Source organism: Zoogloea oleivorans (assembly GCF_008107625.1).
Classification (GTDB): Bacteria; Pseudomonadota; Gammaproteobacteria; order Burkholderiales; family Rhodocyclaceae; genus Zoogloea; species Zoogloea oleivorans.
The window spans coordinates 130,230-155,690 of the sequence record NZ_SDKK01000014.1 but is presented as its reverse complement, the minus strand read 5'-3'; the positions used below and the strand labels follow the sequence as shown (position 1 = coordinate 155,690).

General features: G+C 62.8%; 27 protein-coding genes, 2 tRNA genes, 1 pseudogene and 1 riboswitch. Of the genes and pseudogenes, 16 read left to right on the top strand and 14 right to left on the bottom strand.

Features of this window, described 5'->3' with window-relative positions; genetic code table 11:
* Window positions 1-57: 57 nt before the first annotated feature.
* The 8 genes from ETQ85_RS15815 to ccoN form a co-directional block, all read right to left on the bottom strand.
* Window positions 58-300 (bottom strand): hypothetical protein, encoded by a 243-nt coding sequence (locus tag ETQ85_RS15815; RefSeq protein WP_148580030.1) that lies wholly within the window; start codon window positions 298-300, stop codon window positions 58-60.
* A gap of 43 nt (window positions 301-343) precedes the next feature.
* Entirely contained in the window at window positions 344-484 is a 141-nt protein-coding gene (locus tag ETQ85_RS15810) for a DUF3149 domain-containing protein (RefSeq protein ID WP_148580029.1), read from the bottom strand.
* A gap of 13 nt (window positions 485-497) precedes the next feature.
* Window positions 498-1,031: a FixH family protein gene (locus ETQ85_RS15805; protein WP_246128783.1), complete on the bottom strand. Its 534-nt coding sequence runs from the start codon at window positions 1,029-1,031 to the stop codon at window positions 498-500.
* 12 nt (window positions 1,032-1,043) lie between these two features.
* A complete protein-coding gene (gene ccoG, locus ETQ85_RS15800) occupies window positions 1,044-2,483 on the bottom strand; it encodes a cytochrome c oxidase accessory protein CcoG (RefSeq protein ID WP_148580046.1) in 1,440 nt (479 codons plus the stop codon).
* 99 nt (window positions 2,484-2,582) lie between these two features.
* Window positions 2,583-3,506, bottom strand: coding sequence for a cytochrome-c oxidase, cbb3-type subunit III (gene ccoP / locus ETQ85_RS15795; protein WP_148580028.1), 924 nt, complete (start codon window positions 3,504-3,506; stop codon window positions 2,583-2,585).
* Entirely contained in the window at window positions 3,499-3,690 is a 192-nt protein-coding gene (locus tag ETQ85_RS15790) for a cbb3-type cytochrome oxidase subunit 3 (RefSeq protein WP_148580027.1), read from the bottom strand. Before ETQ85_RS15790 ends, ccoP begins: the two co-directional genes overlap by 8 nt.
* 28 nt (window positions 3,691-3,718) lie before the next feature.
* A complete protein-coding gene (ccoO, locus tag ETQ85_RS15785) occupies window positions 3,719-4,420 on the bottom strand; it encodes a cytochrome-c oxidase, cbb3-type subunit II (protein ID WP_148580026.1) in 702 nt (233 codons plus the stop codon).
* 18 nt (window positions 4,421-4,438) lie between these two features.
* Window positions 4,439-5,860 carry a cytochrome-c oxidase, cbb3-type subunit I gene (ccoN, locus tag ETQ85_RS15780; RefSeq protein ID WP_148580025.1) on the bottom strand — a complete coding sequence of 474 codons (1,422 nt, stop codon included), beginning with the start codon at window positions 5,858-5,860 and terminating at the stop codon, window positions 4,439-4,441.
* 484 nt (window positions 5,861-6,344) lie between these two features.
* On the opposite strand from ccoN, the gene ETQ85_RS15775 reads away from it, so the two are divergent.
* On the top strand, window positions 6,345-7,295 hold the full coding sequence (locus ETQ85_RS15775; RefSeq protein WP_148580024.1) for a Tim44 domain-containing protein: 951 nt from the start codon (window positions 6,345-6,347) through the stop codon (window positions 7,293-7,295).
* A gap of 87 nt (window positions 7,296-7,382) precedes the next feature.
* On the opposite strand, the gene nhaR is transcribed toward ETQ85_RS15775, so the two are convergent.
* Window positions 7,383-8,327 carry a transcriptional activator NhaR gene (gene nhaR / locus ETQ85_RS15770; RefSeq protein ID WP_148580023.1) on the bottom strand — a complete coding sequence of 315 codons (945 nt, stop codon included), beginning with the start codon at window positions 8,325-8,327 and terminating at the stop codon, window positions 7,383-7,385.
* A 128-nt stretch (window positions 8,328-8,455) separates the two neighbouring features.
* Here nhaR and ETQ85_RS15765 point away from each other — a divergent pair, with 128 nt between their 5' ends.
* Together ETQ85_RS15765 and ETQ85_RS15760 are read left to right on the top strand one after the other, a co-directional pair.
* Complete coding sequence (locus tag ETQ85_RS15765) at window positions 8,456-8,803, top strand: HPF/RaiA family ribosome-associated protein (protein WP_148580022.1); 348 nt, start codon at window positions 8,456-8,458, stop codon at window positions 8,801-8,803.
* Window positions 8,804-8,947: 144 nt separating this feature from the next.
* Entirely contained in the window at window positions 8,948-10,552 is a 1,605-nt protein-coding gene (locus ETQ85_RS15760; protein WP_148580045.1) for an NAD(P)/FAD-dependent oxidoreductase, read from the top strand.
* 5 nt (window positions 10,553-10,557) lie between these two features.
* Here the strand turns inward: ETQ85_RS15760 and ETQ85_RS15755 are convergent, their stop codons facing one another.
* Window positions 10,558-11,442 (bottom strand): hypothetical protein, encoded by an 885-nt coding sequence (locus ETQ85_RS15755; RefSeq protein ID WP_148580021.1) that lies wholly within the window; start codon window positions 11,440-11,442, stop codon window positions 10,558-10,560.
* A 295-nt stretch (window positions 11,443-11,737) separates the two neighbouring features.
* Window positions 11,738-11,956: riboswitch (cobalamin riboswitch) on the top strand.
* 216 nt (window positions 11,957-12,172) lie between these two features.
* Between ETQ85_RS15755 and ETQ85_RS15750 the strand changes: the two genes are divergently transcribed.
* From ETQ85_RS15750 to ETQ85_RS15690, 13 genes and pseudogenes are all read left to right on the top strand, one after another.
* Complete coding sequence (locus ETQ85_RS15750; protein ID WP_148580020.1) at window positions 12,173-12,799, top strand: energy-coupling factor ABC transporter permease; 627 nt, start codon at window positions 12,173-12,175, stop codon at window positions 12,797-12,799.
* A gap of 3 nt (window positions 12,800-12,802) precedes the next feature.
* On the top strand, window positions 12,803-13,603 hold the full coding sequence (cobM, locus tag ETQ85_RS15745) for a precorrin-4 C(11)-methyltransferase (protein ID WP_148580019.1): 801 nt from the start codon (window positions 12,803-12,805) through the stop codon (window positions 13,601-13,603).
* Window positions 13,600-14,481 (top strand): sirohydrochlorin chelatase, encoded by an 882-nt coding sequence (locus ETQ85_RS15740; protein WP_148580018.1) that lies wholly within the window; start codon window positions 13,600-13,602, stop codon window positions 14,479-14,481. Before cobM ends, ETQ85_RS15740 begins: the two co-directional genes overlap by 4 nt.
* A gap of 1 nt (window position 14,482) precedes the next feature.
* A complete protein-coding gene (locus ETQ85_RS15735) occupies window positions 14,483-15,160 on the top strand; it encodes a precorrin-8X methylmutase (protein ID WP_148580044.1) in 678 nt (225 codons plus the stop codon).
* A gap of 7 nt (window positions 15,161-15,167) precedes the next feature.
* The gene (locus ETQ85_RS15730) at window positions 15,168-16,328 is read left to right on the top strand and encodes a cobalt-precorrin-5B (C(1))-methyltransferase (protein WP_148580017.1); all 1,161 of its coding nucleotides are present in this window, start codon (window positions 15,168-15,170) and stop codon (window positions 16,326-16,328) included.
* Window positions 16,315-17,604, top strand: coding sequence for a precorrin-6y C5,15-methyltransferase (decarboxylating) subunit CbiE (cbiE, locus tag ETQ85_RS15725; RefSeq protein WP_148580016.1), 1,290 nt, complete (start codon window positions 16,315-16,317; stop codon window positions 17,602-17,604). The genes ETQ85_RS15730 and cbiE overlap by 14 nt, the downstream gene beginning before the upstream one ends.
* Window positions 17,601-18,392 carry a precorrin-2 C(20)-methyltransferase gene (gene cobI / locus ETQ85_RS15720; protein ID WP_148580015.1) on the top strand — a complete coding sequence of 264 codons (792 nt, stop codon included), beginning with the start codon at window positions 17,601-17,603 and terminating at the stop codon, window positions 18,390-18,392. The genes cbiE and cobI overlap by 4 nt, the downstream gene beginning before the upstream one ends.
* Before the next feature lie 47 nt (window positions 18,393-18,439).
* Window positions 18,440-19,201 carry a cobalamin biosynthesis central domain-containing protein gene (locus tag ETQ85_RS15715; protein WP_148580014.1) on the top strand — a complete coding sequence of 254 codons (762 nt, stop codon included), beginning with the start codon at window positions 18,440-18,442 and terminating at the stop codon, window positions 19,199-19,201.
* Window positions 19,198-19,605 carry a cobalamin biosynthesis protein gene (locus ETQ85_RS15710; protein ID WP_148580013.1) on the top strand — a complete coding sequence of 136 codons (408 nt, stop codon included), beginning with the start codon at window positions 19,198-19,200 and terminating at the stop codon, window positions 19,603-19,605. Before ETQ85_RS15715 ends, ETQ85_RS15710 begins: the two co-directional genes overlap by 4 nt.
* Entirely contained in the window at window positions 19,602-20,591 is a 990-nt protein-coding gene (cobJ, locus tag ETQ85_RS15705) for a precorrin-3B C(17)-methyltransferase (RefSeq protein ID WP_148580012.1), read from the top strand. Before ETQ85_RS15710 ends, cobJ begins: the two co-directional genes overlap by 4 nt.
* Window positions 20,588-20,944 carry a (2Fe-2S) ferredoxin domain-containing protein gene (locus tag ETQ85_RS15700; protein WP_148580011.1) on the top strand — a complete coding sequence of 119 codons (357 nt, stop codon included), beginning with the start codon at window positions 20,588-20,590 and terminating at the stop codon, window positions 20,942-20,944. The genes cobJ and ETQ85_RS15700 overlap by 4 nt, the downstream gene beginning before the upstream one ends.
* Window positions 20,941-22,374, top strand: coding sequence for a PepSY domain-containing protein (locus tag ETQ85_RS15695; protein WP_148580010.1), 1,434 nt, complete (start codon window positions 20,941-20,943; stop codon window positions 22,372-22,374). Before ETQ85_RS15700 ends, ETQ85_RS15695 begins: the two co-directional genes overlap by 4 nt.
* 274 nt (window positions 22,375-22,648) lie before the next feature.
* Window positions 22,649-23,000: pseudogene (locus ETQ85_RS15690) on the top strand (transposase); the annotation flags it as partial.
* 130 nt (window positions 23,001-23,130) lie between these two features.
* On the opposite strand, the gene ETQ85_RS15685 reads toward ETQ85_RS15690, so the two are convergent.
* The 4 genes from ETQ85_RS15685 to ugpQ all read right to left on the bottom strand — a co-directional run bounded on the left by ETQ85_RS15685 (window position 23,131) and on the right by ugpQ (window position 25,458).
* Window positions 23,131-23,220 (bottom strand) — tRNA-Ser (locus ETQ85_RS15685).
* 263 nt (window positions 23,221-23,483) lie between these two features.
* Window positions 23,484-23,560 (bottom strand) — tRNA-Pro (locus ETQ85_RS15680).
* A gap of 95 nt (window positions 23,561-23,655) precedes the next feature.
* Window positions 23,656-24,624, bottom strand: coding sequence for a polyprenyl synthetase family protein (locus tag ETQ85_RS15675; RefSeq protein WP_148580008.1), 969 nt, complete (start codon window positions 24,622-24,624; stop codon window positions 23,656-23,658).
* Window positions 24,625-24,723: 99 nt separating this feature from the next.
* Complete coding sequence (gene ugpQ, locus ETQ85_RS15670) at window positions 24,724-25,458, bottom strand: glycerophosphodiester phosphodiesterase (RefSeq protein WP_148580007.1); 735 nt, start codon at window positions 25,456-25,458, stop codon at window positions 24,724-24,726.
* Between the last annotated feature and the right edge of the window lie 3 nt (window positions 25,459-25,461).

Genomic DNA, 25,461 nt, shown 5'->3' with positions numbered 1-25,461 from the left:
GGGGCTTTTTGTTTTTACAGCTTGTACAGGACTATCGAATTTAGCGACCCGCTTTTCTCATGCTCCGTCTACACGATTAATCTCGTCAGATGTTTGCTGAAAAAAGAGTGTCGCCAGGCTGGAGGCCGCACAAATGAGCCAGAACCCGAAGAAACCGATCGAGTACGTCGCGATGGTCGAAAAATGTACCGGCTGCCCCAGCAAGTAAAGCTCCTGCGGGTTCACTACGGTAAAAAAGACAATTTCGACGATTCCGGCCACCAGAAAAGAAGGCCACAAAACCTGAATCAGCTTCAACATGCTCTAGCTCCCTGGGAACGGGCCTTCATCAAACCCACAAGCGTCAACCGTGCGAATGCTTCTCGTCTTCCGCAATATGACTCTTGGCAAAACGATACATATACGTACCGATTACCAGCACAAAACCAATTGTGAGCAAGCTCAGAATCCCGACATCGGTACTGAACAACTCTTTCCAGGCCATGACATCCTCCTTGTCAATCTACAGGTTTGAGATCGGCTGAATCAATCCGGATCTCGGTCTCTGAGGGGAGGAACGCGGTCCCTGATAGCCTCCAGCTACGGGACTCGTCTTCTAGAAGTACTTTCCAGTGAGCACTGTTCAGCGCGGACTGAACAGTGCCTCGATAAGAGCCGGCATTGCCTTCAAGCACCAGCTTCTGATCGAGCCCACCCTTGGTCGGATGGGCAAGGGTAAGAAGCAGTTTGGGGGGTAGTTCAACCCCCTTCTTGGCCGCGAGAACAACTGCAACATCCTCGGCTGTAAAGCGCACCTGCGCCGTAAGCCCCAGATCCATAGCAGCAGTCGCCCGAGCCAGGGTCTGATTGATGGCCAGCCCCTGCTTGTAGTAATCGTCTGCAACCAATCCGTCAAAAGTCGTCACCGCCAACCACATCGTGATGCTGCCAGCAATGACTGCGGTAACGGGCATAAGCATCAGAAGCCATGTCCAGCGCTCCTTGTACCAGGGGTTCGGGCTGTGTTTAGGTTGGGTCGCAGTCATATTCATAGGGTTGAATCTTTATCGGGGCAACAGGAAAGCCGTTTTTTCACGAACAGAAACTGTCTCGTCATCCATCGCCTTGACCTCAATATAAACAGTGTTCGACCCTGGTTTCCCCGACTCCGGCGGAACCGCAACCTCTACGGTTACAGCCTTGAGACCGGCCGCATCCACTTCAAAAGGCTGGGCCGGCGTGATCCAGACACCCTCAAGACCGCTCACCGACAAGGAAAAACGACGAGACTTTTCAGTCATGTTCATGACCTGAAGATTGTACACGTTGGCGATCAAGCCTCCCTCGACTTCGCGGCTAAGGGTTGACCGGTCCTTGATGACATCCACACGAAGTGTAGACCGGGTTGCCAGCCCCCATACGAACGCAGCACAGATTGCAACCAGCACGCCCGCGTAAATCATGATTCGCGGCCGCATGACATGCCCGACGATCTCCTTGCGACCCCAGTGACGCTTCATGGCGTTTTCAGTGGTGTACCGAATGAGCCCCTTCGGGTAACTCATCTTGTCCATGACCTGATCGCAGGCATCAATACAGGCAGCACAGCCGATGCATTCGTATTGCATTCCGTTGCGGATATCGATACCCGTCGGGCAAACCTGCACGCAAATACCGCAATCGACACAATCCCCTTTGGATACAGCCTTCGGCTCCACTCCTTTTTTCCTCGGACCACGCGGCTCACCACGATCGGGGTCATAAGTAATGACCAGGGTATCGGGGTCGAACATGACAGCCTGGAAGCGGGCATACGGGCACATGTATTTACAGACCTGCTCCCGCATCACACCGGCAAACAGGTAGGTAAACCCACCGTAAAAACAGATCCAGAACAGCTCCCAGGGGCCAAAACTGAAGCTTAGCGCCTCTCCGACCAACTCCCGGATCGGCGTGAAATAACCGACCAACGTAAACCCTGTCCAGAGCGAAAACGCGCCCCAGGCACCGAACTTGGCCGCCTTGAGTCCAATTTTTCGGATGCTCAAGGGTGACTCATCCAGCTTCATGCGCTGATTGCGATTACCCTCGATCTTCTCCTCAATCCACATGAATATCTCGGTATAAACCGTTTGGGGACATGCATAGCCACACCACAAGCGCCCCGCAACGGCCGTGAAGAAAAACAGCGAATAGGCACTGATAATCAGCAGAATGGCGAGAAAAAAGACATCTTGAGGCCAAAAAACCCAACCAAATATATAGAATTTACGCTCCACCACGTCAAGCAGAACAGCCTGACGATCCCCCCACGGCAACCAGCACAAACCATAAAAAATAAGTTGGGTCGCCCACACCAGGATCCAGCGCCAGGTAGCAAATATCCCGGTAACCGCACGGGGATAGACCTTTTGCCGGACGGCATACAAAGTGTCTTCCGCTTCTCCGCCAGCCTTCGCTTGCGGGTCGGGTTTTTTTGGGGCTTGGGTGTCTGGCCGGTTCATGATCGCCAAATAATAATATTCTAATATTTAATCTCAAAAACTCCCCGGGACCGGCCCGGGGAGTTTTTTACCAGGAGCAATGCTACTCCTTGTACGGTCTTACTTCTTTTCTTCGGCCGGCGCAGCGACGTTCTTGGACAAGCTAAGAACGTAGCCAGCCAACAGATGCACCTTGTCTTCGCCGAGGAATTCCTGGAAGGCAGGCATCTTGTTGGTCCGACCGTTGGTAACAGTCTCAATGATCGTCGCTTCAGCAGAGCTGTAGAGCCAGGTTTTGTCAGTCAGGTTCGGTGCGCCAAGAGCCGGCGTCCCCTTCCCTTCCGGACCATGACAAGCCACGCAGTTCTGGGTGAAGAGTTCCTTGCCACGCTGAGCCCGCAGGGAATCATGGGCCAGACCGGAAAGGGAGCGCACGAAGTTAGCCACATCCTTCACACCATCTGCACCAAGCGCCGGACCAAACGGCGGCATCATGCCCTGACGGCCACCGAGCAGCGTCGTCTTGATCGTCTCCGGCTCACCACCATACAGCCAATCGGCGTCAGTCAGGTTCGGGAACCCCTTGGCGCCCTTGGCATCGGCACCATGACACTGAGCGCAGTAAGTCACGAACAAGCGTTGCCCCATGGCATTGGCTTCCTTGTCGCCAGCCACTGCATTGAGGTCCATGGTGCGGAACTTCGCGAAGATCGGGCCGTACTTCTCAGCTGCCGCCTTCTGCTCAGCTTCCCATTGCCCCACAGCAGACCAGCCGAGCTTACCCTGATTGTTGCCAAAGCCCGGATACATGCTCAGATAAGCGATCGCAAAAATGATCGTAATCCAGAACATGTACATCCACCAACGCGGCAGCGGATTGTTGTACTCCTGCAGGGTTTCATCCCATACGTGGTCATGCAGCCCCACCGGACCGGAAGTCCGCTTGGTCGTATTGGAGACCAGCACGAACACGCAGAAACCGATGCTCAGAAACACCAGCACCATCACGTAGGCGTTCCAGAAACCGCTAACAAAGTCAGCCATTTTTATTTCCTTCTTTGGTTTGCCGCCCCGCGCCGGGGGCAGGCAATTCGTCCTCGCTGAACGGCAGGAGCGCTGCCTCGTCAAATCCCTTTCGCGCGCGGCCACTGTAAGCCCAGATGGTGATGCCGAGAAAACACACCAAAGCCAGAACCGTCAGCACCACACGTGCATCATTGATATCCAAGATTTCGCTCCTTCGTTCTCCGAATGATCTACTGTTTTTCCGGAGCGGCCGCAGGAGCCGGAGCTTCTGCAGGCGCTTCAGATGCCGCCGGAGCCTGGGCAACCGCCGCCACCGCGGTCTTGCCGGCGTTCAGCGCAGTACCCATCCCCTGCAAGTAGGCGATCAAGGCGTCAAGCTCCGTCTTCCCCTCAAGTTCCTTGCGGGCACCCTTGATCTCATCATCAGAGTAAGGAACGCCGACCCTGCGCAGCGCAATCATCTTCGCTTCGATGTCATCGGCCTTTGCCGGACGGTCCAACCATGCAAAGGCAGGCATGTTCGACTCGGGCACGACGTCACGCGGATTCAGCAGGTGAATGCGGTGCCACTGGTCGGAGTAACGACCGCCAACGCGAGCCAGATCGGGCCCCGTACGCTTGGAACCCCACTGGAAGGGGTGGTCATAAACGTACTCACCAGCCACAGAGTAGTGACCGTAGCGCTCGGTTTCTGCACGGAACGGACGGATCATCTGCGAATGGCAGTTGTAGCAGCCTTCGCGGATGTAGACGTCGCGGCCGACGAGACGCACGGGATCGTAAGGCTTGAGGCCTTCCACCGGTGTGGTAGTGGACTTCATGTGAAAAAGCGGAACGATTTCCACCAGACCGCCAATGCTGACAGTCAGCAGCGTCAGGACGATCAGCCAGCCAACCTTGCGTTCAATAAAGTCGTGATTCGATTGAGCCATGATTATATTTCCTCCCGATCAGGCGTGAGCGCCGGCAGGAGCCAGCACCGGAGCGTCGTAGGCCTTTTGACCCGAGATCGTCTTCACCATGTTGTAGAACATGATCAGCATGCCAGTCAGGAACAGCACACCGCCGACAACACGGATGGTCCAGAACGGGTAGCTAGCCTTCACGGACTCGACGAAGGAGTAGGTCAGGGTGCCATCCGGGTTGGTTGCACGCCACATCAGGCCTTGCATCACGCCGGAAATCCACAGGGAAGCGATGTACAGCACAATGCCAATGGTCGCAATCCAGAAGTGGGTGGTGATCAGCTTGGTGGAGTACATCTCGGTCTTGCCGTACATGCGCGGGATCAGGTAGTACATGGCGCCAATCGACACCATGGCAACCCAGCCCAGAGCGCCGGAGTGCACGTGACCGACAGTCCAGTCGGTGTAGTGCGACAGGGCGTTAACCGTCTTGATGGACATCATCGGACCTTCGAAGGTCGACATGCCGTAGAAAGACAGGGAGGTGACCAGGAACTTCAGGATCGGGTCGGTGCGCAGCTTATGCCAGGCACCCGACAGGGTCATGATGCCGTTGATCATGCCACCCCAGGACGGAGCCAGCAGAATCAGGGAGAAGACCATGCCAACAGACTGGGTCCAGTCGGGCAGCGCAGTGTAGTGCAGATGGTGCGGACCCGCCCACATGTAAGTGAAGATCAGCGCCCAGAAGTGCACCACCGACAAACGGTAGGAGTACACAGGGCGACCAGCCTGCTTCGGCACAAAGTAGTACATCATGCCGAGGAAGCCTGCCGTCAGGAAAAAGCCCACGGCATTGTGACCATACCACCACTGGATCATCGCATCCTGAACACCGGCATAGGCCGAGTAGGACTTGGTGAGGGAGACCGGGATTTCAGCGCTATTAACCAGGTGCAGCAAGGCAACGGTCAGAATGAAAGCGCCGTAGAACCAGTTGGCGACATAGATGTGTGTCGTCTTGCGGGTTGCGATCGTGCCGAAGAACACGACAGCATAGGAAACCCATACTACGGTAATCAGGATGTCGATCGGCCACTCGAGTTCCGCGTACTCCTTACCGGAAGTGAATCCCAGCGGCAGAGTAATAACGGCAAGAAGAATAACGAGTTGCCAGCCCCAGAAAGTAAAGGCAGCAAGGCCCGGGGCGAACAAACGGGTGTGACAGGTACGCTGCACGACGTAGTAGGACGTTGAAAAAAGCGCACAGCCACCAAACGCAAAAATTACCGCGTTGGTGTGGAGCGGGCGAAGCCGTCCAAAGTGCAGCCATTCGGCAAAGTTCAATTCGGGCCACACGAGCTGTGCTGCGACGATCACGCCGACCAGCATGCCCACGATACCCCATACCACCGTCATGATGGCGAACTGCCGCACGACTTTATAGTTGTAAGTCTGCGATTGCATGTGAGTCACCTCATCTTAAAAAAAACAAAACCCCCCTGACTGCTCGGCGGCGGACCGTCGGCAGGCTTCCGCGGAAGGATACGCCGCGATAAGGGCGACATTTTGACACAGATCAACTTTATTGCGCCGCACGAAGGACGGGGTTCGTTGCGCGGTGTGCATCTCCGAGGAGTCAATGCCCCACAAAAAAACAGCACTCCAGGCTCAGTTTCAATCCGCTTGTATATACATCAGTGCTGAATTTGGCCTGATCGCAGACCGCCAGCCAGCCTTTCAGCTGAGCCAATAAGCTCTGACCCCACAGACTCGACTGCAGATCGCCGACCCAGCCCGAATGCACAACATGGCGGACTGAAAAAACAAGCCCCCCCACACCCAACACTCAACTTTTTACGAACCAAACCTTCCAACAATTCTGATTTTATTTAGCACTTCAGGGAGCTATCCTTGACAATCTAGTACTCTCAAACGACAGGAGACACGAATGAAATCCTTTGCCCTGATGACCGCCGCCCTGGCCCTGGGCTTTACCCTTGTGACCAGCGATGCCGAGGCTGCGAAGCGCTTCGGCGCCGGCAAATCCTCGGGCATGCAGCGCCAGGAACTGAGCCAGCCCAAGTCACCGAATGCCACACCGGCCACCCCAGCCCAGGCACCAGGAGCTGCCGCTGTGCCCGCCCGCTCCCAAGCCGCTGCGGGCGCGCCGGCAGCCCAGCCCAAGCGCTCCTGGATGGGCCCCCTGGCCGGTCTGGCCGCCGGTATCGGTCTGGCCGCACTCGCGTCTCACTTTGGTTTCGGTGAAGAACTCGCTTCGATGATGATGATGGGCCTTCTCGCCGTTGGCGTCATGCTGGTAATCGGCTTCTTCATGCGCCGCCGTGCCGCAGCCCAGAAACCGGCTCTGGCCGGAATGGGTGGCATGCAGTACTCCGCGGCAGGGGCATCCCCGACACCTGCAGAAACCACGTCGGCTCCGGCATTTGGTGGCGGCAGTGCTGCTGCAACGCCACTTGAAAGCGCCGCAGTGGCCGCAGCCACAGTCGCACCGGCGGTCGGCAATATTCCTGCCGACTTCGATGCAGAAGCCTTCGTCCGCAACGCCAAACTGAACTTCATCCGCCTGCAGGCAGCCAACGATGCCCGCAACCTCGAGGACATCCGCGAATACACCACGCCGGAAATGTTCGCCGAGATCAAGATGGGCTGGATGGACCAAGTCGCCGGCACCGACAAGACCGATGTGGTCACCCTCAACGCCGAAGTGCTTGACGTCGCCGAAGAGGCCACCCGTTACATTGTCAGCGTCCGTTTCACCGGCCTGCTGCGGGAAGAAGCCAACGCCTCGCCGGAAGTCATCGACGAGATCTGGCATCTCACCAAGCCGCGCAGTGGCAACGGCGGCTGGCTGGTCGCCGGCGTACAACAGGTCGTCTGAACGTCTGAGCAGTACTATAAAGCCCCTGCACGAACCGCAAAGTTCGAAGCAGGGGCTTTTAAGCGACTTTCCCTGGAAGACCCGCGGTCATCCCGACAACTCATTCGCAGAGTCCCCCGGCAGCACCACCCCACCGCTTCCCATCGCCTCCAGGCCCGCCTTGGCGGCAGCCGAAATGGCCAGCACACAGGGATGAGTCAGTCGCCGCTCCACCGAAATCGCGTAATACTCGATACGCACCTCCTCGGCCCGCCCCAGCACAACCAGGTCGCCGGTCCCAAGGATCTCCTGCTCGATGGCCGTCGGCACAGCAAAGGCTCCTACACCGGCCCGTCCGAAGGCCGTCATCAGCGCCGTATCGTCGAACTCCCCGGCAATGCGTGGCCGCAAACGCTTGCGATCAAGCCAGTCCTCGAACTTGCGACGGATCGCCGAATCCTCGCCCGGCAGCAAGGTTGGCAGTTCGCCCATGCAAGCCGGAAAGGCGTGTACCTTGTCGCCGAGTAGCGAACGGGCAGCAATGAAGCTCAGTCCCGACTCACCCAGTCGATGGTTATAGGCCCGCACATCCACCGTCGGCGGGATGGGCGAATCGGCAATAACCAGATCCAGCCTGTGCACCGCCAGCTCGGTGAGCAAGCGGTCCAGTCGCCACTCCCGGCAGATGATGCGCACCGGATCCGCCGGGTCCACCGCCGGACGCAGCAGGCGATAAGCGATCGACTTGGGAACTGCGTCCGACACGCCCACCCGGAACTCCACCGGCCGCCCCTTCGGGTAATGGCGCAGGGCCTGCTCCAGCTCGGCACTGAGGGAGAACATCTCGTCGGCGTACTCCATCGCCATCCGCCCAGCAGGCGTCAGCTCCAGGGCACGCCCGTCACGGGCAAAAAGCTGGGTATCCAGGCTGTCCTCAAGCAGTCGAATCTGACCGCTGATGGTCTGGGGCGTCACATGGAGGGCCTCGCCGGCCCTCACCACACCACCGCTGCGGGCGGTTTTCCAGAAATAGAAAAGGTGCTTCAGGTTCATCCTCAGGCTCCCTGCCAAGTGCATTATTTATTTCGTAAAAACCGAACCAACAATCATCTTAATACGACTTTACCGCAACATCGAACACACCTAAAGTGGAATCTCTGCAACGCAAAGGAGACGTCACCATGGAAGTCCAGATCAAGGCCAAGGGCCTGCCCTCCGCCAAGCACCTGCGCAATCACGCGGCCCGCCGCATCCGCTCGGCACTGGAGCGCTTCGGTCATGCAGTACAGTCGGTTACGGTCCGTATGTCAGACATCAACGGGCCGCGCGGCGGTGCCGACAAGCTGTGCCGGATCGTGATCCAGATGAAGAATCGCTCCGTCGTCATGGAAGAGCTCGGGTCCGACATGCGCCGGGTCATCGACCGCCTGAGCGACCGTGTCCAGTACAGCGTGTCGCGCCAGATGGGGAAACTTGTCCAGGTGAACCGCCTCGTGCTGGCTCCACAACTTGAGCCCATCCCCGCATAAGCCCGCCCCCAGGCTCACGACAGCCCCATTCGGGGCTGTCACACACCTTAGCCCCCGCTGCACACACCCTGACCAGCCCGCCGAGATCGGCTAAAATCACGGCCCGAACGCCATCTGCGGGATCAAAACCCCGCCATGACCGCCATGCTGCGACTCTCCGAACTCCGCCTTCCCCTCGATCACCCCGCCGAAGCCCTGGCCCCCGCCATCGTCAAGCGCCTCGGCATTTCTGCCGAAGAACTGATCAGCTTCACCGTCTTCAAGCGCAGCTACGACGCGCGCAAGAGCCACTCCCTGTCCTTCATCTACATCATCGACATGGCGGTGAAGAACGAGGCTGCGCTGCTCAGGAAGTTCGCCGACGACATTCACGTCAAGGCCACACCGGACACCGAATACCACTTCATCGGCACGGCCCCGCCGCACTTCGACCATCGCCCGGTGGTCATCGGCTTCGGCCCGTGCGGCATCTTCGCGGCGCTGATCCTCGCCCAGATGGGCTTCAAGCCCATCGTGCTGGAGCGCGGCAAGGCCGTGCGCGAACGCACCCAGGACACCTGGGGCCTGTGGCGCAAGAACACCCTCAACCCCGAATCCAACGTGCAGTTCGGCGAGGGCGGCGCCGGCACCTTCTCGGACGGCAAGCTGTACAGCCAGATCAAGGACCCGAAACACTACGGCCGCAAGGTGCTCACCGAGTTCGTCAAGGCGGGTGCCCCCCCCGAGATCCTCTACGTGGCCAAGCCGCACATCGGCACCTTCCGGCTGGTGGGGATGGTCGAGGCCATGCGTGCTGAAATCCAGCAGTTGGGCGGGGAAATCCGCTTCCAGCAACGCGTCACCGAAGTCGTGATCGAAGACGGTCAGGTGCGCGGCGTAAAGACCGCCAGCGGCGACGAGATCCGCACCGACCACGTGGTGCTGGCCCTTGGCCACAGCGCCCGCGACACCTTCGAGATGCTCCATGAAAAGGGCGTTTTCATGGAAGCCAAGCCCTTCTCGGTGGGCTTTCGCATCGAACACCCGCAAAGCCTCATCGACAAGGCCCGCCTCGGCGCTCACGCCGGCCACCCGCTGCTCGGCGCGGCCGACTACAAGCTGGTGCACCACGCCGCCAACGGGCGTTCGGTATATAGCTTTTGCATGTGCCCGGGCGGCACGGTGGTGGCCGCCACTTCCGAGCCCAACCGGGTCGTCACCAACGGCATGAGCCAGTATTCGCGCAACGAGCGCAACGCCAACGCGGGCATCGTCGTCGGCATCACGCCGGCCGATTACCCGGGCGGTCCGCTGGCCGGCGTCGAATTCCAGCGCCAGCTCGAGAGCCACGCCTTCGTCCTTGGCGGCGGCACCTACGAAGCCCCAGGCCAGTTGGTCGGCGACTTCCTGAAGGGCAAGGCATCCACCGAATTGGGCAGTGTCGAGCCGTCCTACAAGCCCGGCGTGCACCTCACCGACCTGGCCACGGCCCTGCCCGACTACGCCATCACCGCCATGCGCGAAGCCCTGCCGGCCTTTGATCGGCAGATCAAGGGCTTCAACCTCTACGACGCGGTGCTCACCGGCGTTGAAACACGCACCTCTTCGCCGCTGCGCATCACCCGCGGTGAAGACTGCCAAAGCCTCAACGTGAAGGGCCTCTACCCGGCCGGTGAAGGCGCGGGCTACGCGGGCGGGATCCTGTCAGCGGGCGTCGACGGCATCAAGGTTGCCGAGGCCGTAGCCGCAGAACTGCTCAAAGGGTCGTAAACAAGTCAGCGGCTCACGTATGAGCGGAAGCTGTTTTCCCGCCCCAGCACAAGCCGGCCGAACTCGTCGAGCATGGCTGGGCAAACGGACTCGAGCGGCAGGGTACAGGTGGCGTAGCCAAGACGTTCCAGGTTGCGGGACTCCACCACCACCGTCCGGTTTTCAAAATCGGCCCGCCACACGACCTGCACGTTAACCTCGTCGATCACCGTGAAGGAGCCGTGCTCCAGCTCCCTCTGGCGGTTGCGCTTTTCCTGGCATTCGAACTTGAGACCCAGATCGAAGAGCACCTGACGCAAGCGCTCGACGGCGCCGCCTGCCCGTTCGAGGGTACGCTGGCCGGGGCCCTTGAGGGTGTAGCCGAGGGTAACCCGCTCGATACAACCGCCATCCTGTGCAGCCTGGGTACGAAAATCCGAATAACCCTCCAGCCAGGCCAGGTTGCGAAAGGCATCGTCGGAATCAAGAAAGTAATAGCGGCGGGCCACCTGCGGCTTGAGGTAGTTGAGCTGGCTCGTCAGCGCGTGAAAATAATCGAATACGGCCCGCAGTTGGCGGTCGAGGGCCGAGCGTGCCGCGTCGCCACGCCGGGAAGCATCGCCCTCCAGCTGTTTGCGGTTGGCGACCTCGTCCTTCAACTGGTCGAGCAGACTGCCGAACGAAACCGGCTCAACGGCCGGTGCCGCGACCGGAGTGGGTTCACAGGGCTGCTCGACGCCACGAACCGGCGGAAAATCTGCGCCCGACGACACCTCCGGATAGTCAGACTTCGACCCGCCCATTCCCGTGTATCGGGCATCGATCTGCTGTACCCGCTTGCGCGCCGCTTCAATGTCGAAGGCAGCAATATCAGCCAGCAAGGCAGCGGCCTCGGCATCGAGATTCCGCACCTCCGGCCGCGCACCGGCAGGCTCTGGGGAATCGCCCTTCCCTGCGCCGGGAACATCACTTGAAACGCCAGGGGAGAAGCGGGGGCCAGGAAAAGCAGAAGTCATAAAATCCGCATCAAGAAGCGTCAGAAAATAATCAAAAAGAGACAAACTGCGCAGGCGGCAAGTATTCCGCCAGAGCACGCCGGGGTCAATCCCAAGACAGGTATAAATCCCGACGGGATCCCCTGCCAAAAAATCGCTGGCCGCACGCCATCGCAACCGTAATGCTTGCAGCCGGGGGAACGCTGCGGTTAGACTCCGCCTCGTTACGGGTGCCGACTCCGCTTCTGCGGGGAAGGTGAAACGGGAAGTTCGGTGACGTCGGGAGCATGCTCTCCCTGACCATTCCGACGCAGCCCCCGCTGCTGTAAGCCTGACGAATCTGCTCCACGCCACTGTGCCTTTTGCATGGGAAGGTTGGCAGATGAGGATGAAGGCGAGCCAGAAGACCGGCCTGTGACGTTGTGGTGTGGTATTGGCCCCGGGGTGTGGGCAGAGCCGACCGATGGGCTTGCCCGACCATTGACGTCCGTCCCGTTCCCGCTGCCTTTCCCGGAACTGTTCCCGCTCTGCTGGTCTGCGTTCGCCCGGCCTTCCGGCCACCGGTCCGTTTGTTCGTTTTTCGCTGCTTCTGCACGCGCCCCGATGTCTTGCCGCACTTCGTCCAATCGCCACGAAGGGAAGCAAAATGCACATCGAACCGGGGTACGTCGCCAGTGCCAAAATCGTCGTCGCCAACATCGCAGCCGTCACGCTGCTCGGCAGCCAGTCCGTCCATCTCCTCAAGCAACCGCAACTGATCGTCCGCAGCCTCATCGCAGCCGCGTTCTTCACGCTGTTCATGCAGGCCCTCCACCTCAAGGTGGGTCCGTCTGAGCTGCACTTCCTCGGCGCCATGCCGATCTACCTGGCCCTCGGCTTCGTGCCGGCCCTGTTCGGTTTTGCCCTCGGCCTGCTCGTCCAGGGCCTGCTCTTCGAGCCGACCGATCTGGTCCACCTGGGCGTCAATACCCTGTCCCTCGCCCTCCCGCTGGTGCTGGTGCATGCCACCTTCGGCCAGCGCCTGGGCAAGGCCAGCGTGCGCAGCATCCTCAAGCTCGACGCGGCTTTCTACAGCGGCGTGACCCTGATGGTCGGCTTCTGGCTGGCCATCGGTGAAGTCGCCACACCGCTGTCGGTCTGGCTGGGCTTCGCGTCGTCCTACGCTGCCATCGTGATCGTCGAGCCAGTATTCACGCTGCTGGTGCTGCACGCCCTCGCCCGCCGGCAGGACAGCGCCGCCGTGCGCTACTGCTTCCAGCCGCAGGCGCTCTGAGCCATGACCGGCAAGGTCTGGTTCGTGGGCGCCGGTCCGGGCGACCCGGAGCTGCTCACCGTGAAGGGTCGCCGCCTGCTTGAAGAGGCTGGCGCGATCCTCTACGCCGGTTCGCTGGTCAGCCAGGCAGCGACCCTGTTCGCGCCTCCGGGCTGCGAAATCCGCGACTCGAAGGACATGACGCTGGAGGAGATGACCTTCTGGCTCCTCGACCAGTGCGCCCGCCACGCCACCGTGGTGCGCCTGCAGACCGGCGACCCCGGCCTGTACGGCGCCCTCGTCGAGATGACCCGGCCGCTCAGCGCAGCAGGTATCGACTGGGCGGTGGTGCCAGGCGTGTCGTCGGCCTTCGCCTCGGCGGCGGCGGCCGGCGAAACCCTGACCCTGCCGGAAGTGACGCAGACGGTGATCCTCACCCGCGTGGCCGGGCGCACGCCCATGCCGCCGGGGGAGGAACTGGAAGCCCTCGCCGCCCACCGCACGACCCTGTGCATCTTCCTGTCGATCACCATGCTCCACGAGGTGCAGCGTGCCCTGCGCGCCGCCGGCTGGGCCGAGGACGCGCCCATTCTGGTGGTGCAGAAGGCCAGTTGGCCCGGCGAGGAGAAGGTCGTCCGCGGCACCCTCGCCGACATCAAGAAGCGCTGCCAGGCCGAGAAGATCGCCAGCCAGGCCATGATCATCGCCAGCCCCGCCCTGGGCGCCGCCGACTGGCCCACCCTCGCCCGCTCCAAGCTCTACGACCCTGCTTTCGGCCACCGCTTCCGCAAGGCCTCGGCGATCCCCACGGAGAACCCCGCATGAACACCACTTCCATCCTGCTGGTCGGCCACGGCTCGCGCAACCGGGACGGCAACACCGAAATCCTCCACTTCGCCGCCCAGTGGCGCGAGCGTCACCCGGCCTGGCGCATCGAAACCTGCTTCATCGAACACGCCGACGTGCTGCTCGACGGCGGCCTCGACCGGGCCGCCCGCGACGCTCGCCAGGTGCTGGTGATCCCCTTCATCCTCAACGCCGCCGGCCACGTGAAGATGGAACTGCCGGCCGCCATCGAGGAAGCCCGCGCCCGTCACCCAAGCGTGCGCTTTTCCTGCACCCGCCACCTGGGCATGGGCCGCGAAATCCTCAAGGTGCTGCAAGGCCAGCTCGACCGCCTGATGAAGGCACTCCATGTGCCCGACCCGCAAACCACCGGCGTGATCCTCCTCGGTCGCGGCTCGTCCGATGCCGGCGCCAACGGCGAACTGGCCAAGATGGCCCGCTGGCTCTTCGAGGACAACGATTTCGAGCTGGTGGACCTGGCCTTCACCGGCGTCACCTGGCCACGCCTCGAAAGCGTCGTCCAGCGCCAGGCCCGGCTGGGCATGACGCAGATCTGCGTGGTGCCGGTGTACCTGTTCACCGGCGTACTGATGGAGCGCATCAAGGCCCAGGTCGAACGCCTGCGCGGCCAGTACCCGCAGATCGCCTTCGCACTGGGCACCCACTTCGGCTTCGACAAGGGCATTTTCGAGCTGCTCGACAGCAAGGTGACCGGGGCCGAGCTGCCTGAAGGCGGACTGCTGGAATGCGACGGCTGCAAGTACCGCCAGGCCGCCGAAGCCGAACACCTGCACGACCACAGCCATACCCACACCAACCATGGCCACCCGCACCACCACGAACCCGCCCACGCCTGACATGCGCACAGCCAACATCGTCACCGAACAGCTCACCGCCGCCGGCCGTGCCATCGAGCACGACTCCTTTGCCATCATCGACCAGGAAGTCGGCCACCACGCCTACAGCGCCGAGCAATGGCCGCTGGTGCGCCGCATGATCCACGCCAACGCCGACTTCGAATTCAACGGCCTCACCGCCTTCCACCCGCAGGCCATGCAGGCCGGCCTCGCCCGCATCCTCCAAGGCGGCACGCCGGTGGTGGCCGACGTGGAGATGATCTGCGTCGGGCTGTCGGCCCCGCGTCTGGCCCACTTCGGCATCACCACCCACCAGTTCATCTCCGACCCGGACGTGATCGCCGCCGCCCAGGCTGAAGACACCACCCGCGCCGTACAAGCCATGCGCAAGGCCTGGCGCCGCGGCCTGCTGGAAGGCGCCATCATCGGCATCGGCAACGCCCCCACGGCACTGATCGAAGTCGTCCGCCTGATCCGCGACGAAGGCCTGCGTCCGGCGCTGGTAGTCGGCATGCCGGTCGGCTTCGTGTCGGCGGCGGAATCGAAGGACCTGCTGATGGCCATCGAGGACGTGCCCTGGGTGGCCATCCGCGGGCGCAAGGGCGGCTCGACCTTGGTCGTCGCCGCCATCCACGCCCTCCTCGGCGTCGCCGAGGAACACCAGCGCCACGCCGCCTGAGGCTGCAATGACGGTTCACGCTCCTGCCAGCACGCCGGCTGAAAAAATCCGCAAGGGCGACCCCAAACGGGATCGCGGCAACCGCACGGGCTTTTCCACCGGAGCCAACTCCGCCGCCGCCGCGGCTGCGGCCACCCTCGGGCTGGTGCACGGCCGGGTGCCAGAGGCCATCGAGTGCGTGCTGCCCAACACCCAGCGGGTACGCTTCACTATCACCGACGGATGGACCGACGGCCAGCGCGCCCGCGCGGTCAGCATCAAGGATGCCGGTGACGACCCGGACGCCACCAACGGCGCCCACCTCACCGCCGAGGTCGAACGCCTGCCCGGCGCTTTCGGCCAGATCATCCTGCGCGGCGGGCCCGGCGTCGGCACCGTCACCAAGTCCGGTCTCGGCCTCGACGTGGGCGGCCCGGCCATCAACCCGGTGCCGCGCAAGAACATCAGCGACAACGTGCGTGCCGCCGGCGCCCCCATCCTCGAGGCCGGCGACGGCATCGCCGTGACCATCTCGGTGCCCGGCGGCGAGGTGATGGCCACCAAGACCCTCAACGCCCGCCTCGGCATCCTCGGCGGCATCTCCATCCTCGGCACCACCGGCATCGTGCGGCCCTACTCCACCGCAGCCTTCCGGGCCAGCGTGGTGCAGGCGGTGGATGTAGCCGCCAACCAGGGCCAGACCAGCGTCGTCTTTACTACCGGCGGGCGCACCGAAAAATGCGCCATGCGCAGCTTTCCGGAACTCGACGAAGCCTGCTTCGTGCAGATGGGTGATTTCGTGAAGGCCGCCTTCCAGACCGCGGTGAAGCAGAACATGCGCCACATCATCGTTGGCGCCATGGTCGGCAAGCTCACCAAGATCGCCCAGGGCTTGTCGGTCACGCACGCCTGGCGCGAGGAGATCGACCGGGAGCTGATCGCCTCCGCCGCCGAAGAAATCGGCGCCCCGCCCGACCTGATCGAAGAGATCCGCGCCGCCGAAACCGCCCGCTTCGCCGCCGAACGCCTGGCCGAGCTGAACCTCGCCACGGCCTTCCACCGGGCCCTGGCCGTACGCGCCATACGCAGCCTGCGCGAACGCTACCCCGGCCCCCACCGCCTCACCGTGCTCGCCTGCAATTTCGAGGGCGTACCCATCGTTACCGTGGAAGAACATGAACTCGCCTGAACCCTGTGCCCTCATCGGCATCCTCGACGACGGCTGGTCTGGCCTGGGCGACACCGCCCGCGCCCGCCTGCTCGAAGCCGACCTCGTCATCGGCGCCCAACGCACGCTGGACCTGATTGCCGCCTGCCGCCCCTCGCGGGTTGAGCAAAGGACGATGGACGGCCAGCTCGGCCGCGTTCCCGAGTGGATTCGCACTGCACGGGAGGCCGGACGCAGCGTCGCCGTGCTCGCCACTGGCGACCCCCTGTGCCATGGCATCGGCAGCTTCCTCGTCGGTAAGCTAGGGCCGGACGCCATCGACATCCTCCCCGCTGCCTCCACGCTGCAACTGGCCTTCGCCCGCCTCAAGAAAAGTTGGCCGGCAGCAAAAGTCGTCTCCGTGCACAGCCGCGACGCTGGCGAATGGCTGACTGGCGCCACACCGGACCACGGCCTCTACCCCCTCGTCCGCGCCGCCGCCGAACACACCCTGATCGGCGCCTTTACCAGCCCGGAGAACAGCCCGGATCGCATCGCCCGCGCGCTCGTTACCGCCGGCCACGGCGACGACTTCCGCCTCTCGGTCGCCGCCCGCCTGGCCCTGCCTGATGAAACCCTCTTCGCCAACCTGGCCTTGGCCGACGCCGCGGCGATGCATTTCCCCGACCCGAACATCGTCGTGCTCGAACGCCTCGCACCGCCCCAGCACCGCGCCACCTTCGGCTTCGAGGACGCCGATTTCGTCCAGCGCGCCCCCGAGAAAGGCCTCATCACCAAACAGGAAGCCCGCGCCCTGTCGCTGGCCAAGCTGCGCCTGCGCCCGGACAGCCTGGTGTGGGACATCGGCGCCGGCTCCGGCTCGGTGGGCCTCGAAGCCGCCCGCCTGGCGCGGAACGGCCACGTGTGGGCGATCGAGAAAAACCCCGGCGATGCCGCCAACGCCCGCGAGAACGCCCAGCGCCTGCGCGCCAGCAACTACACACTGATCGAAGGCAAGGCCCCGGCCAGCCTCGACACCTGGCCCGATCCCGATGCCGTCTTCATCGGCGGCTCCGGCGGCGAGCTGGCCGAGCTGGTCCGCCTCATCCTCGCCCGCCTCGCCCCCGGCGGCCGGCTGGTGATGAACTTCGTGACGCTGGAAAACCTCGCCACCGCCACCGCCGCGCTCAACGAAGCCGGCGCTGCGTGGGACGTGGTCCAGCTGCAGGCGGCGCGCAGCCAGCCCATCCTCGACATGCACCGCCTCGCCGCCCAGAACCCGGTGTGGATCGTCTCCGCCACCAAGGAATCCCCATGAACAAAGCACCTCTCGGGCGCCTGATCGGCGCCTCCCTCGGCCCCGGCGACCCACAGCTGATCACCCGCCGCGCCTGGGCCGCCCTGCAATCCGGCGCCCGCTGGCTCTACCCGGTGAAGAAGGCCGAGGAATCGTCCTACGCCCTCGGCATCGTCGAACGCGGTGGCCTGCCCGTGCCAGCGGACGCCGAAGCGCTGGTCTTTCCGATGACCCGCGACGCCATCGCCCTCGCCAAGGCCTGGGCCCGCGCAGCCACCCGCACTGTCGAACTGCTTCAGCAAGGCCGCGACCTGGTCTTTCTGGTCGAAGGCGACGCGTCCACCTTCGCCACCTTCGGCCATCTGACCCGGGTCGTGCGCGAGCTGGCGCCGGAGGTCATCGTCGACACCATCCCCGGCGTCAGCTCCTTCGCCGCCGCCGCGGCCAGCACCAGCCTCACGCTGGCCGAAGAGGACGAAACCTTCGCGGTAATCCCCGCTGCCTATGGCGTGGAAGTGATCGACCGCCTGCTCGACGAGTTCGACACCCTCGTGCTGCTCAAGGTGAAACCGCTGATCGACGAAGTGCTGGCGCTGCTCGAAAAGCGCGACCTGCTCGCCACCAGCTGCTTCATCGAGAAGGTCGGCTCACCCGACGAGCGCATCGTGCACGACGTGGCCAGCCTGGCCGGCGAGAAGGTCAATTACCTGTCCCTGATGCTCGTCCAGAACCCCAAGCGGGTCCGCGGCGAGCTGCGCCGGGGCTGCCGCAAAACCCGCCCGGCAAGCCCACATTGTGGGTCGGACTGAAGTCCGACCCACAAAACCATCACCCAAATAGACCTGAACCCGCATCCATGCTGCCCTTCTCCAACCAAAAGATCGCCGTCGTCTCGATCACCCGCCACGGCATCGCCCTGGCCGGCCACGTGGTCGCCGCCCTGCCCGGCGCACGCCTGTTCGCCCCCGAGAAATTCGCTGCCGAAGCAGAAGCCGCCGCCCCCGGCGCGGCCAGCTGCTACGCGGGCAAGACCGGCGAGCAGATTCCGATCCTGTTCTCCAACTTCGACGGCATCGTCGCCATCGTGTCCCTCGGCGCGATGGTCCGGCTGGTTGCCCCGCACCTCGGCAAGAAGGAATCCGACCCGGGCGTGGTGGTCATCGACGAAGCCGGCCGCTTCGTCATCCCCATGCTCTCCGGCCACCTGGGCGGCGCCAACGCGCTGGCCGGCACCATCGCCGCCGCACTCGACGCCACCACCGTGCTCACCACTGCCTCCGACGCCCGCCAGACCCTCGCCGTCGATCTGCTCGGCCGCGAACTGGGATGGACCTTCGAAGCCAGCCACGACGAAATCGTCCGGGCCAGCGCCGCGGTGGTGAACGATGAACCCGTCGCTCTCGTGCAGGAGGCCGGCAGTACGGACTGGTGGCCACGTCATGCCAACGGCCGCAGCGGCGCTCTGCCCGCCAACCTGCACTGCTTCACGCGCCTCGAAGACGTGGAACCGGAACGCTTCGGCGCCGTACTGTGGATCAGCCACCGGCAGCAACCCGCCGAGCTTGCCCTCCGTCTGGCCGGCAAGCAGGTGACCTACCGCCCGCCGCTCACCCCATGAATGCATTCCGGCCCATCGCCCTTGGCATCGGCTGCGACCGGGGCACCCCGGCCACGACCCTTGTGTGGGCCGTCGTCGACGCCCTCGCCGCCTGCGATGCAAACTTGCTGGACGTGGTGGCTGTGGCCAGCATCGACCTGAAAGCCGACGAACCCGGCCTGCTTGAACTCGCTCGCTGGCAAGGCTGGACGATCCATTTCTACCCGGCCGCCAAGCTCGCCGCGGTATCCGTGCCGCACCCCTCGGAAACGGTGCGCAAATACACCGGGACACCGTCGGTGTCAGAAGCAGCCGCGCTGCTGGCCGCCGGCGTGGGCATGGAGCACCTGATCGTCGAAAAACTCAAATACCGCGGCCCCGACGGCCGCAATGCCACCGTCTCCATCGCCAGGATTCCCCAATGAACGACACCGTCTCCGCCCCCAACACGCCCCGCGGCAAGATCATGCTGGTCGGCCTCGGCCCGGGCAGCAACGCCCACCTCACCGCCCGTGCCCGCGCCGCCATCGCCGAAGCCGACACCATCATCGGCTACGTCACCTACATCCGCCTGGTGGCCGATCTGGTGGTGGGCAAGGAGGTCATCAAGAAGTCCATGACCGAAGAACTCGACCGGGCCATCGAAGCCTTCGACCGGGCACGGCAAGGCAAGAAAGTAGCGCTGGTTTCGTCCGGCGACGCCGGCGTTTACGGCATGGCCGGACCGACCTTCGAAGTGCTGTTCCAGGCCGGATGGACGCCGGACTCCGACATCGAAGTGGAGATCATCCCCGGCGCCTCGGCCCTCAACACCTGCGCGGCACTGGTCGGTGCCCCGCTGACCCATGACTTCTGTGCCATTTCGCTGTCCGACCTGCTGACCCCCTGGCCGACCATCGCCCGGCGGCTCGACGCGGTGGCTTACTCCGATTTCGTCGTCGCCCTCTACAACCCCAAGAGCGGCCGCCGCACCCGCCAGATCGTCGAAGCCCAGCGCCTCTTCCTGCGCCATCGCCGACCGGATACACCGGTGGCCATCGTCAAGTCGGCCTACCGGCCCAAGCAGCGCATAGAATTCACAACCCTCGACAAAATGGCCGAGAGCGATATCGGCATGCTCTCCACCGTGCTCATCGGCAACTCGAATACCTTCATCCGGCACGGCCTGATGGTCACGCCGCGGGGCTACCGCAACAAGTACGACGTGGAAAGCGGCGCCACCCACGACGGCGAGAAGGCCGGGCGGTCGCTGTCCACCGGCCTCGACGGCTGGCTCGCCGGCCTGCACGCCAGCGGCCACAGCACTGCCGAACTGGCCCGCGAGCATCGCCTGCCCGAGGATTACATCGCCGCCCTGCTGGCCGAGCCCCTGGCCGCCGACGACACGCAAACCGACGAAATAGAAGCATGAACGAAATCATCAAACCGAAAATCGGGCCCTACCGCCGCCACCTGCTGCTGTGCACCGGCCCGCGCTGCGCCGCCGACGGCGTCGCCCAGGCCCTCTTTGACAGCCTCGGCGACAAGTTCAAGGCGGCCGGACTCGACAATGGCGAGATGCGCGTCAAACGCACCCGCACCGCCTGCTTCGCAGCCTGCAAGGGCGGCCCGATCCTGTGCGTGCAGCCCGACGGCACCTGGTACTACGGCGTCACCGATGCCGTGATGGACCGCATCGTCAGCGAACACCTGGTCGGCGGCCGGCCGGTGGCGGAACACGTTTTCCACCAGGCAGCGGAAGACGGTGAGACCCCGGCCCCATGAAAGCCAGACTGGCCCGCAGCCTGCACCTGGTGCACCGCTGGCTCGGCATCGGCGCCGGCCTGCTGGTGCTCGGCTGGTTCGTCTCCGGCCTGGTGATGCTCTACGTCCCCTTCCCCAAGCTGACGGCCGAGGAACGCCTGCCCCGCCTCGCTCCCATTTTGGCCGAAGCCGTGCGGATCAGCCCGGCCCAGGCCGCCGCCCTGTGCCCCGGCGAGTTCCGCAGCCTGCGCCTCACCACGCTGGATGCGCGGCCGGTCTTCCATTTTCAGGGCAAGGGCGGCGCCTGCAGCGTGTGGGCCGACAGCGGCCTGCCGGTCGGCCCGGTGTCGGCCGAGGCGGCCCGCGAAACAGCCCGCCGCTTCCTGGGCGCGACCAGCATCGGCGAGGCCGAATCCATCCAGCGTGATCAATGGACGGTGTACGCCAGCCACAACGCCCACCGCCCACTCTACCGGGTGGCGGCCAACGATGCGGCCGGCACCGAGCTCTACATCTCGTCCCGCAGCGGCGAAGTGCTGGTGGACACCACCCGCTTCGAGCGCGGCTGGAGCTGGATCGGCACCGTGCTGCACTGGGTCTACTTCACGCCCCTGCGCGACAACAATGACCTGTGGCGGCAAATCGTCCTGTGCCTGTCCTTCGCCGCCCTGCTCACCGCCACCACCGGCCTGTGGCTGGGCATCCAGCGACTACGCCTGAAGAAGCGCTATCCCCGCGGCCACGTCACCCCCTACCGGGGCATCAAGCGCTGGCACCACCTGCTGGGCCTCACCGCAGGCGGCTTTGCATGCACCTGGCTGCTCTCGGGCTGGCTGTCGCAACACCCCTTCGGCCTTCTCGAAGTCAGCAGTCCGCCTGCCGGTGCAGCCCGGCGCCTGACGGGCGGCCCCCTCCAGGCATCCGCCGATCTCGCGCTGCTGCATCGCCAACTGGCCCGTCTGCCCGGCACCCGGGAAGCCGAGTGGCAGCGCTTTGGCAGCCGCAATTACCTGGAACTCCGTGCCCCGGGCAACAAGCTGCGGGTGGACGAGCACGCCGAGATCACCCCGCCGTTTTCAGCTGAAACCCTCGCCGAAGCAGTTCATGCCCTTGAAGATGCACCCGTCGCCCGCGCCGAGCTGATCCACGCACCGGACCTCTATTACTACAGCCACCGCTCAGCATTGATCCTGCCCGCCGCCCGCATCCGCTTTGCCGACAGCCAGGACACCACCTACTACATGGACCCGGCCAGTGGCCGCATCCTGCTTCGCCTCGACAACGCCAACCGACGCCACCGCTGGATCTTCAACGCCCTGCACCGCTTCGACTTCCCCCCCCTCGGTAGCCTGCGCCCCCTGTGGGACATCATCGTGACCACCCTTTGCCTGCTTGGTGCTGCACTCGCCACAAGTGGCTGCATCCTTGGCTGGCGACGGATTAACAGCTGACACCACCCCCACCCCTGAAAGCCTCGCATGTTTTTGGATCCCGTTCAGAGACGGGTGGATTTATTGTCCGATACTCTACCTGCTGGCGATACTTGTCCTCTCCCCCTGTCGAAGGGGACTGCGAATGAACGACGCACCGACATCCAAGTGTGGAGCGTTGCGCTCCATCTCTCGACAGCTCACCCAAGCATTTTTCTTTGTAGGGTAGAAAACAAAAACGCCCCGTAAGGGGCGTCAGACTACTGACAAAGCCTGAAGCCCCGCCCGCCGAGGCGGTCAGATCCTGCCCTACCGCACGACCAACCGGCTGGGCTATCGGGAATACGCCTCCGACCCTGCACAGTGCGGGGGCTGTGCGCGACGGGGTCAATGTACCCAGAGCCGGAATCAGCAGAAGCTCATCACCCACCACGTACGGAGGCGATCAACGCCCACGGCTCACGGAACTTGGCAAACGTCTCTACGCCCGGCGCAAGGAGACGGTCAAGCGCAGCTTCGCGAACGCCAAGAAGTTGCACGGGCATCGCTATGCGCGCTTTCGCGGGCTCTCGAAGATCCAGGCGCAGCGCCTGCTCTCGGCCGCGTGTCAGAACATGAAGAAGATGGCCTTGCTGCTGAGCCGCCGGGCGGCAGCCCTTTTTGCCCTTGAAACAGTCTGTTTAAAAGGCTTGATGCAGCTTGCCGTGGCTTGCTCCGAAAACCGGGGGTTCGCCAACAGTCTGAAACGGCCCTTTCGGGGCATTTTTACTTGAATTTTGGTGGAAGGTCAGGGATTCGAACCCTGGGGGGTCTCGCAACCCCGCCGGTTTTCAAGACCGGTGCATTAAACCACTCTGCCAACCTTCCAGTGCAGCTACCGCATTTTGTTTCAGTCCCAATTGTCGCAAGCACTTAAGGCCGAAGCTTCAGACCCCTGCGCTCTACATGCACACAGCTTTCAACTTTAGGACGACGCGGATTATACAGACAAGGGCAACATGGCGAACACGACGATCAAAATTGCCCACACGACAAGAAAACGAAGCTCAGAAACAAAAACGGAGCAGAGCCACCAGGCCATGCTCCGTTTTGCAGTGCAAATCAAACATTCAAATTTGCGACTAAATAACTGGTCGGGGAAAGAGGATTCGAACCTCCGGCCCCTGCGTCCCGAACGCAGTGCTCTACCAGGCTGAGCTATTCCCCGACACTTTCACATCAGCAATAATTAATCATTATCGCCTCAACCAACTAGCCAATCATTATACTTTAAAATTGGCGCTTTGCAAGCTGTTTTGAAAATTAATATTTTCGTGCAACCGCGAAGAGAGATAATTGTATCAACGAATCCTTGAAAATGGAAGGAGAAAGTTGATTTAATGCATTCAAAGCCAGTTGCGCCTCGGCCTCAGCCACTTTTCGGGTCGCTTCGATGGCTCCGGTGACCCGAATGGCCTCCAGAACAGCAGGAAAGTCGTCACGCCCGCCATTTTCAATGGCATTTCGTACGCAGGTTGCGTGTTCAGGGCTGCCGTACTTCATTGCGTGGATCAACGGCAGCGTAGGCTTGCCTTCCGCCAGATCGTCACCGATGTGCTTGCCGGTAGCGGCTTCCTCGCCGGAATAGTCCAGCACGTCGTCAATCAACTGGAAGGCCGTGCCGATGTGCATACCGAAAGCTGCCAGGCTTTCTTCGAGCTCCGGACTGACCCCCCCCAGAATGCCACCCAGGCGCGCTGCAGCCTCGAAGAGCTTGGCGGTCTTGTAGCGGATCACCTTCAGGTAATCCTCCACTTCCACATCGGCGTTGTGACAGTTCAGCAACTGGAGCACTTCGCCTTCGGCAATCACGTTGGTGGCATCCGCTAGAACGCGCATGACCTTCATGTTGTCGGCACCGACCATCATCTGGAAGGCGCGGGAATAAAGAAAGTCCCCCACCAGCACCGAAGCCGCATTGCCGAACATCGCGTTGGCGGTCTTGTTGCCGCGCCGCAACTCGGACTCATCGACGACATCGTCGTGCAGAAGCGTGGCGGTGTGGATGAACTCCACGACCGCAGCGAGTTCACGGTGGTAGTCGCCCCGGTACCCGGCAGCACCTGCCGTGAATAGCACCATGGCCGGACGCAGGCGTTTGCCGCCACTGCCGATGATGTACTCGGCCACCTGGCGAATGAGAACCACGTCGGAGTAGAGACGATCACGGATGACGGCATCAAGCGCCTTCATGTCTTCGGCGATCGGTGCGTAAAGCTGCGAGAGAGACAAGGCAATGCCCAGATTAGTAAAAATGTGATGTTAGGGGTCCAGGCGCCGTCCCGTCAAGCCGCCTGGATCAAGGCGGAACAACGAGCTTTAGGTCAGGGACTATCCGGGGAGCAGCAGGTCGGGCCGGTCGGAGAAGACTCCTGCGACACCCCAGGCAGCAAGCTGTCGGGCCTCAGGAAGCGCATTCACCGTGTAAACGAGCACCTTGAACCCGGCATCGCGCGCTGCCAGTATCTGGGCAGCATCGAGATGTTTCCTGCCCAGATTAAGGGAAACACAGTCGAGCCGGCCAGCTGTGAGCAACGCCTGCGGGCTAAAACGATCGACCAGCAAGCCCCGCGGAACGTCAGGGACTTCGGCCGCTGCCGCTGCCAGGGCATCCGCCGAAAAAGACGAGAGCAAAATCTGCGGGCGCAGCGCTGGCTGCATTTCCTTCAGGACACATCCGACCACCCGCCCGGTATCCACCTCACAACCGGTGGCCGGCTTGATCTCGACATTGACGGCAAGACCCAGTCGGCGACAGGCATCAAGGGCAAGCTGAAGGGAAGGTATGCTTTCACCGGCAAAGGCCGAGTGAAAGCATCGCCCCACATCGGTCGCGAGCAGCTCTTCCGCTGCCAGCCGGGCAACATGCCCAGACCTGGCCGCTGTGCGGTCGAGCGTTTCGTCGTGAATAAGTACCGGCACACTGTCCCGCGACAGCATCACGTCGAATTCGACCGCCCGGCAGCCGAGCCGGGCGGCGATGCCCAGCCCGGCCAGGGTGTTTTCCGGCGCGAGCGCACCACCGCAACGGTGTGCAATCACAGCGGGCCACCCCCAGTCAGGCATGGT

What these genes read in the sequence shown, in the direction of transcription:
- ETQ85_RS15815 (WP_148580030.1), bottom strand. Translation starts at nt 300, where the DNA reads ATGTTGAAGCTGATTCAGGTTTTGTGGCCTTCTTTTCTGGTGGCCGGA.
- ETQ85_RS15810 (WP_148580029.1), bottom strand. Translation starts at nt 484, where the DNA reads ATGGCCTGGAAAGAGTTGTTCAGTACCGATGTCGGGATTCTGAGCTTG.
- ETQ85_RS15805 (WP_246128783.1), bottom strand. Translation starts at nt 1,031, where the DNA reads ATGAATATGACTGCGACCCAACCTAAACACAGCCCGAACCCCTGGTAC.
- ccoG (WP_148580046.1), bottom strand. Translation starts at nt 2,483, where the DNA reads ATGAACCGGCCAGACACCCAAGCCCCAAAAAAACCCGACCCGCAAGCG.
- ccoP (WP_148580028.1), bottom strand. Translation starts at nt 3,506, where the DNA reads ATGGCTGACTTTGTTAGCGGTTTCTGGAACGCCTACGTGATGGTGCTG.
- ccoO (WP_148580026.1), bottom strand. Translation starts at nt 4,420, where the DNA reads ATGGCTCAATCGAATCACGACTTTATTGAACGCAAGGTTGGCTGGCTG.
- ccoN (WP_148580025.1), bottom strand. Translation starts at nt 5,860, where the DNA reads ATGCAATCGCAGACTTACAACTATAAAGTCGTGCGGCAGTTCGCCATC.
- ETQ85_RS15775 (WP_148580024.1), top strand. Translation starts at nt 6,345, where the DNA reads ATGAAATCCTTTGCCCTGATGACCGCCGCCCTGGCCCTGGGCTTTACC.
- nhaR (WP_148580023.1), bottom strand. Translation starts at nt 8,327, where the DNA reads ATGAACCTGAAGCACCTTTTCTATTTCTGGAAAACCGCCCGCAGCGGT.
- ETQ85_RS15765 (WP_148580022.1), top strand. Translation starts at nt 8,456, where the DNA reads ATGGAAGTCCAGATCAAGGCCAAGGGCCTGCCCTCCGCCAAGCACCTG.
- ETQ85_RS15760 (WP_148580045.1), top strand. Translation starts at nt 8,948, where the DNA reads ATGCTGCGACTCTCCGAACTCCGCCTTCCCCTCGATCACCCCGCCGAA.
- ETQ85_RS15750 (WP_148580020.1), top strand. Translation starts at nt 12,173, where the DNA reads ATGCACATCGAACCGGGGTACGTCGCCAGTGCCAAAATCGTCGTCGCC.
- cobM (WP_148580019.1), top strand. Translation starts at nt 12,803, where the DNA reads ATGACCGGCAAGGTCTGGTTCGTGGGCGCCGGTCCGGGCGACCCGGAG.
- ETQ85_RS15740 (WP_148580018.1), top strand. Translation starts at nt 13,600, where the DNA reads ATGAACACCACTTCCATCCTGCTGGTCGGCCACGGCTCGCGCAACCGG.
- ETQ85_RS15735 (WP_148580044.1), top strand. Translation starts at nt 14,483, where the DNA reads ATGCGCACAGCCAACATCGTCACCGAACAGCTCACCGCCGCCGGCCGT.
- ETQ85_RS15730 (WP_148580017.1), top strand. Translation starts at nt 15,168, where the DNA reads ATGACGGTTCACGCTCCTGCCAGCACGCCGGCTGAAAAAATCCGCAAG.
- cbiE (WP_148580016.1), top strand. Translation starts at nt 16,315, where the DNA reads ATGAACTCGCCTGAACCCTGTGCCCTCATCGGCATCCTCGACGACGGC.
- cobI (WP_148580015.1), top strand. Translation starts at nt 17,601, where the DNA reads ATGAACAAAGCACCTCTCGGGCGCCTGATCGGCGCCTCCCTCGGCCCC.
- ETQ85_RS15715 (WP_148580014.1), top strand. Translation starts at nt 18,440, where the DNA reads ATGCTGCCCTTCTCCAACCAAAAGATCGCCGTCGTCTCGATCACCCGC.
- ETQ85_RS15710 (WP_148580013.1), top strand. Translation starts at nt 19,198, where the DNA reads ATGAATGCATTCCGGCCCATCGCCCTTGGCATCGGCTGCGACCGGGGC.
- cobJ (WP_148580012.1), top strand. Translation starts at nt 19,602, where the DNA reads ATGAACGACACCGTCTCCGCCCCCAACACGCCCCGCGGCAAGATCATG.
- ETQ85_RS15700 (WP_148580011.1), top strand. Translation starts at nt 20,588, where the DNA reads ATGAACGAAATCATCAAACCGAAAATCGGGCCCTACCGCCGCCACCTG.
- ETQ85_RS15695 (WP_148580010.1), top strand. Translation starts at nt 20,941, where the DNA reads ATGAAAGCCAGACTGGCCCGCAGCCTGCACCTGGTGCACCGCTGGCTC.
- ugpQ (WP_148580007.1), bottom strand. Translation starts at nt 25,458, where the DNA reads ATGCCTGACTGGGGGTGGCCCGCTGTGATTGCACACCGTTGCGGTGGT.